The 9266-nt window shown below is 31.9% G+C and carries 8 protein-coding genes; 3 read left to right on the forward strand and 5 right to left on the reverse strand.

Features of this window, described 5'->3' with window-relative positions; genetic code table 11:
* Window positions 1-122: 122 nt before the first annotated feature.
* The 5 genes from ACTHW2_RS07335 to ACTHW2_RS07355 all read right to left on the reverse strand — a co-directional run bounded on the left by ACTHW2_RS07335 (window position 123) and on the right by ACTHW2_RS07355 (window position 4644).
* Window positions 123-1175: a site-specific integrase gene (locus ACTHW2_RS07335; RefSeq protein WP_020829399.1), complete on the reverse strand. Its 1053-nt coding sequence runs from the start codon at window positions 1173-1175 to the stop codon at window positions 123-125.
* 76 nt (window positions 1176-1251) lie between these two features.
* Window positions 1252-1440 carry a hypothetical protein gene (locus ACTHW2_RS07340; protein WP_020829398.1) on the reverse strand — a complete coding sequence of 63 codons (189 nt, stop codon included), beginning with the start codon at window positions 1438-1440 and terminating at the stop codon, window positions 1252-1254.
* Between the two features lie 58 nt (window positions 1441-1498).
* Window positions 1499-2593, reverse strand: coding sequence for a Rep family protein (locus tag ACTHW2_RS07345; protein WP_020829397.1), 1095 nt, complete (start codon window positions 2591-2593; stop codon window positions 1499-1501).
* Between the two features lie 708 nt (window positions 2594-3301).
* Window positions 3302-4381 carry a helicase HerA domain-containing protein gene (locus tag ACTHW2_RS07350; RefSeq protein WP_020829395.1) on the reverse strand — a complete coding sequence of 360 codons (1080 nt, stop codon included), beginning with the start codon at window positions 4379-4381 and terminating at the stop codon, window positions 3302-3304.
* Complete coding sequence (locus ACTHW2_RS07355) at window positions 4378-4644, reverse strand: hypothetical protein (RefSeq protein WP_442263302.1); 267 nt, start codon at window positions 4642-4644, stop codon at window positions 4378-4380. Before ACTHW2_RS07355 ends, ACTHW2_RS07350 begins: the two co-directional genes overlap by 4 nt.
* Window positions 4645-4816: 172 nt before the next feature.
* On the opposite strand from ACTHW2_RS07355, the gene ACTHW2_RS07360 reads away from it, so the two are divergent.
* From ACTHW2_RS07360 to ACTHW2_RS07370, 3 genes are read left to right on the forward strand one after another with little or no spacing between them, the layout of a single operon-like run.
* Window positions 4817-5794: a hypothetical protein gene (locus ACTHW2_RS07360; protein ID WP_020829393.1), complete on the forward strand. Its 978-nt coding sequence runs from the start codon at window positions 4817-4819 to the stop codon at window positions 5792-5794.
* 3 nt (window positions 5795-5797) lie between these two features.
* Window positions 5798-8578 carry a DNA methyltransferase gene (locus ACTHW2_RS07365; protein WP_020829392.1) on the forward strand — a complete coding sequence of 927 codons (2781 nt, stop codon included), beginning with the start codon at window positions 5798-5800 and terminating at the stop codon, window positions 8576-8578.
* A 33-nt stretch (window positions 8579-8611) separates the two neighbouring features.
* The gene (locus ACTHW2_RS07370) at window positions 8612-8986 is read left to right on the forward strand and encodes a DUF2513 domain-containing protein (RefSeq protein ID WP_023191549.1); all 375 of its coding nucleotides are present in this window, start codon (window positions 8612-8614) and stop codon (window positions 8984-8986) included.
* Window positions 8987-9266: the final 280 nt, after the last annotated feature.

Raw genomic sequence — 9266 nt, forward strand, 5'->3', positions numbered from 1 at the left:
AGAAGCCAGGTTTGAAGAAAGCCCGTAAAGCTTCACAATTCTCAAAGCGTTAATATTTACGTTCAAAAATGTTGTTATATCAACGTTTTGGCGACTTCAGTTGGTCACCTATGGTCACAATGCTATAGGGATTCCAATAGATTTAAAGCATTCGCATCTTGCGAGTGCTTTTTTTCTGGCATTATTTCCAGATAATATTTTTCAGTAGTTAAGATTGAATCATGTCCTAATCTTCTGCTAACATAAGATAAAGAAATATTATTACTGAATAAAAAAGAAGCGTGGGTATCTCTTAAACCATGAAATGTGGTTGTAGGGATGCCTATTTTTTTGAGCAATTCTTTTAACATACTTGATTGTTTAAAACTAAACCAGTCAAATAGATAACCTGAATCTTTATTTGGTATTGTTTTTAACAGATCATAAATATCTTTTGGTATAGTTACACTACGTCTAGAATATTTAGTCTTTAATTTAGTGTCGTCAGTAGTCGGACTTATTGACCTTCTTACTTCAACGCAGTAATATTGACCATCATAATGCACATCTTCTGGTTTGATACCTAAAATCTCACCACGTCGTAAACCAGTACTAATTTCAAGTAAAACCATCAGGTTAAACTCTTTGTCTGTATGTTCAAGTAAATAATGTTTTAACTTAGTTAAATCAGACATTGATAAAGCTTTATTGCGCTTAGGTAATTCTTTACCATGAGCTTTGAGCAGGCTAGCAAAGTCATTATAAATATATCCTTTTGCGTATGCATAACGAAGAGCTGTCCTAATCTTCTTTAATAATTCAACTACAGTCTTTTTAGAATGTGTTTCTCCGTATTTATCTAAGATTTTTTGCATTTGGACATCGTCTAATTTTCCTAGTTTTGCAGTAGGAAAGAGGTTATTAATTATTAATCCAGCTTTTACATAATTATTGAATGTAGCTTTTCTAACGTCATTAACTTTGATGGTATTCACATATAAGTAATAAAAATCTTTAAAAAGTGTGTTTTGATGAGCAATAGCTTTACCTTTAGCTTTTTCAAGTTCTAAAGTAGTTCCCCAAACTTTTGCTTCATTTTCTGTTTTAAATGTTTTAGTTAAATAATCACGCTTTCCATTTTGATAAATTGTTACTCTAGCTCTGTAGGAAGAGCCACGTTTTTCAATAGTTGCCATGTATTTAAATCGTCCTTTCAAAAATAAAAGGTCGATCATCTTACTAAATTTAATTTAGCAGATGGTCGACCTTCAATCAAATTTTCTTTAAAGTTGTTTCTTTTTGTTTTATGAAGTCTTCAATGCTTTCGATAGTAAAACGCTCGCTATGATCACTTAGTGGAAATCTCTTAAAATCAGGATTAGCACGAAATACTTTATCAAATGTTTTAGGATCTATACCGATATACTTTGAAGCTTCTTCACGATTTAACAATTTAGCCATAGAATCTCTCCTAAAATTGTTTAAGAAACAAAAATGGAATAAGATATTTTTTAGGGTACTAGTCATTACTTTTGTCGCTATCAGTTTGACTAGTGCTTTTTTTAATTTTCCATATTGCTTCGGCTATCTGGTCATCTTTTATTAGATCAGCTTTTATATCATCGTAATTATCTTCTGTTAAATGTAGCGTAATGATTCTCCTATTTAATTGTTCAAATGAATCTATCAAACCATTTACTATGTTTGCTCCGTTGTAAAAGGCTATAGGACTATACGGAGTAGTGATATATATTGCACGTCCATTAAGATATTTATCATGATACCTTGCGGGTGCCATTTTATCGATTTCCCATGGATCAAGGAGGGTTAACAATTGTCCATATTCATAGTCTTGTGGACGCAAGTCATTAATAACTATAAATTCTTCTCCGTGATATTCTTGAAAATGATCACGTTGAGAACCTAATATACGAAAATTATTAGGATGAAGTTCTTCTAAAATTTCACGAACCATCTTTGTTTTTCCAATGCCTGATTTTCCATAAATCCAATAAGTTGTGCACTTTTGTCCTTTAAAATCCTTAAGAAATTTTTGATGTTTTTTATAAGCTAAAATATCTTCAATATGATCTAAAAGTGTTTTATGCTTTGCCATTTCTAAAACACCGATTTTTTCTTGAAGTTCAGTTTTCGTCAAAAGTTCGTTAGAATAATCATCTATTAAGTCGTCTATATCTTTTTTAGATGGTTTAGCAACTTTTTTTCTAATCTGTTTGATTCTTGTTTCAAAATCAAAGGATGATATAACTTCAGTAGGCTCATAATGGTGTTTATCTTTCGCTTTACTGGTTTCATGAATTAGGTAGCTATATGCATTTCCGATCGTATTTTTCCAAACTTCAATATATTCTTGTTTATCATTGAATATTTTTGCTACACGAGAAATTGTCTTTGCATCCTTAAACTTAAGAACTACGTGAAAATGAGGTCTAATAGTTTTTCCATCTTTGTCAATATCTTTATCATGAAGTATGTATGCCCATTCTTCGACAGAGGATTTTTCTAATATTGTTTTTAAATCTTCTTTTTTAAATGGTAAATGATCAAGATCTTGAGTGTACATGAACTGTCTTGATCTGATTGCCTTCTTCACATTTAATTTTCTCCTTTACACGTTTTACACAATTATTTGTCGGGGCTGATAACAAGCTCTCAGCCCCGAGATAGTAAGGACTTATATATAATTTGCACAGTAAGTTTAAATAAAGTAGCGAGCGCCTTCGCTTACGCGTTATCCCTTGACAGGGCACGCGTGCTACGGTGCTCGCATTTCTTTATTTGGTACCTACGCAGATATAATAGGAACCTTTGCGATCAAATCCAGTGAACGAATATTCAGGGTATGAATTGCCAATACTTTCACGTAGTTTGACCAGTTTATCATCAAGTTTCTTAGCAGCCTCGATATTATTAGGAATCCTTACACAAATATATAATTTGTTGTTTACGAATTCCCCATAAGTTTGCCGCTGACTGGTGTTATAAAGGTTAACGATCGCATTAATCTTTACCTTTCCTGTAGTTTCACTAATTTCTTTCGGAATAATCATCATATGAAAAATATTTCTGGTCAAAAATAGTGAACGCAAATAGAAAAGAAACTTTGAATGACTAAATTGATAGATGAGAATGATAATCAAACCAACCAGAGTGACACTATTCATCATTATCAAATAAATATTTGTATAATGCCAAAAATGATATAGTACAATATCGATTAGCGATAGTGATACACAAATGTTGAAAAGTATTATAGGTAAGTAGACCTTATAAATGTTGGGGTTATAGTTATTATGCATACTCATAAAATACCTTCTTTTACTGTGTATGTCGGAGTTAGCAACGGTAATACCTGAAAAGGATGGGTATTGTCAGTGATCTGAAACAATCCTGTCCCTTTTCCGGTAGGTATTAAGATGCCATCAGGATCAATATCAAAAAGAAACTGTGTCGTCTTTTTATTGATATTTCCCAGTTGCAAGCACACATTTGCCTGTTCTCTTACAGCTATTGGCAAAGCATCGTTGCTGAAGCGCTGACTTATTAACAAAAGATGGACTCTTGTGGCCCTTCCGAGAAGTGAAATTTGAGACAGTAGAGCAAAGAAACTATCTTTGATCTTTTTCGGAAGTCCATCAGTTAATGCAAGAACTTCATCAATGCAAACTGTAAGATGTTTAAATTGATGGTGTGGTTCTTCGTATAGAATCCGTTGACGTTTGTAAATAGTTTTAACTAATTTAGCTAAAATCTCATTACAGCGATTCACGAAATCACTATTTGACATTTCTTGGGTTGGGAAAATTGTTCTGTCATCTAACCCATAAATATGCGCCCAGCGTGCAGGTACGTCACATTTAGGATCAATGATATATAAGTCAGAAATATTCTTTAAATAAAGAATAGTGAGTAAGTAAGTTAGTGCATATGATTTTCCGCTGCCAGAATTGCCTGCTATGAGAATAGAGGTGACTTGATTATAATCGATTGAAACGTCTTGCATTATATCAATATATTTACTAGTATTAGAAACAAGATATGATTGCATATCGGTGATTTGGAGCCTTTTACTTACGCCGGACCAAGGGTAGTAGAAGGCTCTTTTATTTCCAAAATCAGTATCATCTGTTGATACTAGATACATAGTTGATTGTTTTAATAATGATTTATAGGGATATAAAGCTGCATTAGCAATTTTATAGATTTGTTGATATAAATCGTTATCTAGAGGATAGCTTGCAGGCATACGTGGGATGAATAAAAATCCATCATTTTTTACTTCTACCTTGAAGCTGTTCGTATAGCTTGTTTCGCCAGATAGATCCAGTGCCATGTTTAAGCACTGAGTGATATATCTGGAAGTTTCTTCAGGCAACATCATTTAGTGACCTCAACACCTGTAGCTTTAAAGTAAACATTTGATCCAACTTCACAAGCCTCTAGATTCATGAGTGTGACTTGACTTAACATCTCTGGAAGATTAATCTTCTTTGAAAACTTGACTTTAAATGGTTCAGTTCCTTCTGCAACAAACCAAGCTTGATAACCACTTACTTCATTGGTAGGTTTACCGTCAATCCACTTAACTTGTTTGATAAGTTCAGTTGAGAGTGAGAAGCTTCTTACATCACTGGGTACATACAATTTTGCCACTTCGAGTGAGTAGCCAGAGTTCCTTTTGATCTTCATAATAAGATCCTCCTGTAATTTTAATTTTTGAAGATTTATTTATCTTCACCATTTACTATAGAGTGTATGATGATAAAATACACGTACATCTTAATAATCATAACTTTTGACGAGGAGGTTTATTAATATGCCTAAGCCCAAGTATCCAATACCCAATAATAACTTTCCAAGATTCATTGATGAATATCTTCGAGGTCATTCAGATTCACAAAATGATATGGCGCGTAAAATGAATCAAATGATTCCTAAAGAATTTGCGATACCAATTGATACTTCAGAAATGAAGAGCGGTAATTCAAATATTTTTAGTTGGAAAAGGGGAAATCGACCCAAGGAGCCAATAATTAGAGAAGCTTTATGCAAAATTTGTGTAATTGATTATATTGAAAGCCTTTTTCTTATACCTGCTAATGCTACTGAATATTTAATGAAAGTTTACAATTATATTGCTGATTTCATTAAAACATTCGATATTGGTGATAAAAATATTTCACTAAATATGTATAATATTGGTTTTGTAATATCCAGTAATAATAGGTCAAAAAATTACCTAAATTTAGATTATTTAATATCTTTAATAATTCGTACCGAAGAGGATAGAAAAGATATTTTTAATAAAATTACACTAGACAGATTAATAGAAGGAAAGATTGATGAAAGTCATAGTTATGAGATACTAACAAGACCACAACCTCCATACACGTTTTTTGAATATTCTGATACCAATCTTCATATGACGAATGAAAAAAATAATTTATATTTATTTCCACCAAATTTTATGTTCGATTTACTAAGTAAAAGCTTTGAAAATTTAAGACCTGACTTGGAATTTTTGTTGAATGAAGATAGGTGGAAAGTTAACAATTACAATTATAATTATTTTAGAATGTATCTTTTTAATGACACTACAGATGAAAATATATTATGCTTTAATACAGCAATAAAGTTGTTGATTGAATGGATAGAGAAGTTGGATAAATTCTATTTAAATGAATTGGCTAAATTAGGGATAAAAGAGGATGAGACTTTTTATAAAATATCGTCTGAGGTAATGTTAAAAAATAATGACCTATTTGAAAAAAGAAAACAGAATTGGAAAAGGTAAGTTATGGACGTAACAACACAAAAAAGAAATGCTAAGCAGTTTATTGAAGACTGGAAAGATCGTGGAAGAGAAAAACAAGACAGTCAATCATTTTGGCTGTCTTTGTTGCGTGAAGTTTTAGGTGTTGAAAATCCGGAAAACTTCATTAAGTTTGAAGAAAAAGTAAGATTATCACATGATAGTTTTATTGATGGTTACATTGAGCAAACTCATGTAATGATTGAACAAAAGGGAAATGACAAGGATTTAGATAAGGCAATTAAACAATCAGATGGAAGTTTGTTAACACCTCTTCAACAGGCTCAAAGATATTCTGCTGCATTACCATATTCACGCCGACCACGTTGGATTGTTACTTGTAACTTTAGAGAATTCCGTATCTATGATATGGAACATCCTAATTCAGAACCGGTGAAGATTGAATTAAAAGATCTTGAAACTAGCTATTATCAACTTGAATTCTTAGTAGATAAGAGTAATGAACATCTAGAAAAAGAAAAACAGGTTTCCTTAAGTGCGGGTGAATTAGTTGGTCAAATTTATGATGAACTTTTAGATCAATACAAAAATTCAGATAGTGAACATTCTCAAAAGAGTATTAACCAACTTTGTGTACGGACTGTATTTTGTTTGTATGCTGAAGATGCTGGCATTTTCGGTAAAAAGAATATGTTTCATGATTATCTTGAAGAATTTGATGCCAGACATATGCGTAAAGCTTTGATTAACCTTTTCAAAGTGTTGGATACAAAAGTTAAAGATCGTGATCCATATCTTGAAGATGATGAACCTAAATTAGCCCAATTTCCATATGTTAATGGTGGTATGTTTTCAGATGAAGATATTGAGATACCACCATTTACTGATGAATTGAGAGATTTATTACTTAGAAAAGCAAGTGATGAATTTGATTGGTCTGAAATTAGTCCTACTATCTTTGGTGCAGTATTTGAATCAACATTGAACCCAGATACTAGACGTCAAGGAGGGATGCATTATACTTCTATAGAAAATATTCATAAGGTAATTGATCCATTATTCTTAGATGAATTGAAAGACGAATTGAATGAAATAAAGAAAGTCAAGCAACCGGCAAAATTAAAGAAGAAGGCTAGTGCATTTCAAGATAAATTAGCTAATCTAACGTTCTTTGATCCTGCTTGTGGTTCGGGTAATTTCTTAACTGAAACATATTTACAATTGAGGCGCTTGGAAAATGCTGCTATTAAGCTAATTTATCCTAATCCTTCTCTTGATGTTGGACAGGCTCAAGATATTATAAAAGTTTCGATTCAACAATTCTATGGTATTGAAATTAATGACTTTGCTGTATCTGTTGCAAAGACTGCTTTATGGATCGCAGAAAGTCAGATGCTTGAAGAAACTAAGGATATTTTCTACGCTGATTGGGATTTCTTACCTTTAAAGACCTATACAAATATTCATGAAGGTAATGCTTTAAGAATGGATTGGAATGAAGTTATTCCTAGCTATGCGTGTCACTATATTATGGGAAATCCACCATTTATTGGGTATAAACTATTAACAGATTCTCAAAAGCTAGATTTAACAAATTTAATGGGGAAAATACGTGCGATAGATTATGTTTCTGGCTGGTATTATAAAGCGCTTGAATATATTCAGAAAACGAATGTTAAATGTGCTCTAGTAAGTACTAATTCAATTACACAAGGGTCAGCAATTCAAAATATATGGGAACCTTTAATTAATAAATTTAAATTCCAATTAGATTTTGGATATAGAACATTTATATGGACAAGTGAGGCTAAAGAGAAAGCTGCAGTGCATGTTGTGATAATTGGCTTTTCTTATGAAGGAAGATTAGACAAGTATATTTTTGATAATGGCCAAATAAATAAAGTCAAATCGATAAATCCGTATTTAGTCGAAGGGAAACTTACCTTAATTGAAAGACGAGGCAAGCCTATATCATCGGTTCCTAGAATGACAAAGGGAGCGCAATTGATTGATGGTGGTAATTTTATACTTTCTAGATCTGAGAAAAGCAAGCTTGATGCGTCAATAGATTTAAGAAATTACGTATATAAATATTTAAATGCTACTAAATTTTTAAATAATTCAAAACATACTGAAGCAACCTACTGTCTATATCTAAAAAATGCCTCGTCGAATGTGATTAGAACTAATTCAATTATTTATAATAAAGTAAAATTAGTAAAAGCATATAGAGAAAATAGTAAGGCAAAAACTACTCAACAATTAAGTAGTACCCCAAGTCAGTATTTCCAAGCTCAGGTACCAGTAAGTAATAGTATAGTGGTTCCTGTAGTTTCATCTGAAAACAGACGTTATATACCCATGGATTTTATGCCAGTAGGTGTTGTATACACAAACGCCTTATTCTATATTGATTTTGCTACAATCTATCATTTTGGAATATTGGAATCGAATATTCATATGGCGTGGATGCGTACAATTGCGGGTAGATTAAAAAGCGATTATAGATATTCAAATACTTTGGTTTATAATAATTTCCCATGGCCAACGCCAACAGATAAACAGAAAGAAAGGATTGAAAAAACGGCTCAAGCTATTCTAGATGCACGTGCATTATATCCAGATAGCTCTCTAGCTGATCTCTATGATCCACTGACCATGCCAAAAGAATTACTTAAAGCTCATCAAGACAACGATCGGGCAGTTATGGAAGCTTATGGATTACCAGTTAAGGGAACAACCGAAAGTGATGCTGTGTCTTACTTATTTAAATTGTATGAAAAGTTAGTAAAAACAACTAAATAAAACATTCCTTAAATTACGAGAAGGAGAATTTTTATGAAACTAAATCACGAGTTAGAACGAAAAATGATGCTTTATATTGAAAGGTGTGAAAAGTATGATCCTAGTGGAGAAGTTCTTGAAAAACTTCGTTTAGATGGTTATCAGGATATGGAAATAGCATATGCAGCTTTAAAATTGAACGAAGGAAAATTAATAGAATTTTCTCCTAGTATTGATGCACAAGGACATCTTAATACTTTTCAAACTGGTAATTTAACTTATAAGGGTCATAGTATTCTAGATAATATACGAGATGATTCTGTCTGGTCAAAAGCTAAAGAAAAAGTAGGAACAATTTTTTCTAGTGTAAGTTTGAGTATTGTGGCTGGCGTTGCAGAAAGTTATATTAAAAGTAAATTCGGTATTTAAAAAACTCCATCCCAAAGGATGAAGTTAAGTAAGATAATCGACCTAAAATGGTCACAATTGGTCACAGTACTTTCCAGATTAATAAGTTTTGTTCTATTTTCTTCCATAATATATTGAATTAATTAAAAAATGGTATGGATTACATTGGATAAAATTACATTAAATTGGATAATTGTTCCAGTTTTGTTAATCGTAAGTTCTCAAAGCGTTAATCTTCAGATTTACGTTTATACAAAAAGCATCCCAATTAGGGATGCTTTTTTGATGCCAATTTTTATTT

This window comes from Tissierella sp. (assembly GCF_052089545.1).
In the GTDB taxonomy this organism is placed as follows: domain Bacteria; phylum Bacillota; class Clostridia; order Tissierellales; family Tissierellaceae; genus Tissierella_A.